The organism is Flavobacterium bomense, assembly GCF_003970355.1.
This window is the reverse complement of sequence record NZ_RYDJ01000081.1, coordinates 1-1,572: the sequence shown is the minus strand read 5'-3', so window position 1 is coordinate 1,572 and position 1,572 is coordinate 1. Positions and strand designations below refer to the sequence as shown.

Here is a 1,572-nt window from a genome sequence, read left to right as displayed (position 1 = left end):
GATCTTTTTATGGAAGAAATAATTTGATCGTCGTTGATAAGTTGTACCGTTGAGCTTTCGACATAAACAACATTATTATTCAACGAAATAGCTTGTTGGTAATTTAATAATTTACTGAATCCAACTATGTTATTTAAAGGATTCTGTGTGTTATCATATCCTAGACTAATTTCCTTTTTTGACAAAATTCCATTCCCTGTATTGTCTAAAATTTGATCGTCTTTAATAAGATTTCCATTTTGGAAAGATAAAACGCCGTGATAGATTTTCACTTCGAGATTAGCAGCCTCTTTTGAACGCTTTTCATAAGAAATTGTGCCGTCATTATTGTGAATATAATTAATAACGTAACCATCCGACGAAATTATTTTGGTCAATTTACCATCTGAATAGGAATATTCTAAGGTATTTTTATGAGAAGCTAATTTGTTAAACTCAACTATTTTGGTGATTAAATCTCCTGTATAATAAAATTCCAAAAGAACATCTACTTTATCAATATTGACGATTTTATTACCGTTATAATTAAGATTTGTGTTGCTAGAGCTGCCATCGACTGAAACTTCGACAATCTTTTTTAACATCAATTCTGGCCCAATAGATTCGGTTGTACAAGAAGAAAGTGTTATCAAAGTAACTATCACAATGCAAACTATTTCTTTTACTTTTTTCATAAAACATAAAAACCAATTTGCCTTTTCTGAATATCAAGACTTCTCTTTGGCTTGCAAATCAACTTCATAAAAATAAAAACTACAATATTCACCGTTACAAACCCAATATTTCGGGTGAACTACTATTTCAACCTGCATCCAACACTTTAAAATGTCAACTATGTTTATATTAAAAACAAAACCCTTTCAGTACAACTGCACTCAAAGGGTTTTAACTAAAAAACTTATTTTTTTATTTCACAAAATCAATCGCTTTGTCTAAAGCTTCTTGAATTCCTTCCACTTTCTTTCCTCCAGCAGTTGCAAAAAACGGCTGACCTCCGCCTCCACCTTGGATATATTTTCCTAATTCACGAACTACTTGCCCAGCATTCAAGCCTTTTTCGGCAACTAATTCTTTCGAAATATAACAGCTCAACACTGGTTATCCTTCTTCGGCTGTAGCCAAAACTAAGAAAATATTTTTACCTAAAGTTCCCAATTCATAAGCCAAATCTTTGGCTCCTTCTGGACTCAAATCGACTTGTTTGGCCAAAAATTGGATTCCGTTAACTTCTTGTAATTCTTGTTCTAATTCGCCTTTCATATTCTTGGCTTTATCTTTCAATAAAACTTCCAATTGTTTTTTCAATTTTGCATTTTCATCTTGTAAAGAATGAACTGCTTTGACAACATCCTGTGGGTTTTTCAAAACTGCTTTAACCTCGGTCAAAGTGTTTTCCTGATTTTCAAAATAAGATTTCACCGCATCACTGGTAATCGCTTCAATACGACGAATTCCTGCTGCAACTGCACCTTCGCTGATAATTTTAAAATGCCAAATTTCAGCCGTATTATTTACGTGGATTCCACCGCACAATTCCATACTTTCGCCAAATTTGATAGCGCGAACGGTATC

General features: G+C 33.1%; 1 protein-coding gene and 1 pseudogene. Both read right to left on the bottom strand.

All coding sequences use genetic code 11. The features are described from left to right. The coding region (locus tag EKL98_RS15680) for a hypothetical protein (protein WP_126563119.1) at positions 1–674 on the bottom strand (674 nt) is incomplete at its 3' end. Between the two features lie 232 nt (positions 675–906). Further along, positions 907–1,572: pseudogene (locus EKL98_RS15675) on the bottom strand (DHHA1 domain-containing protein); the annotation flags it as partial.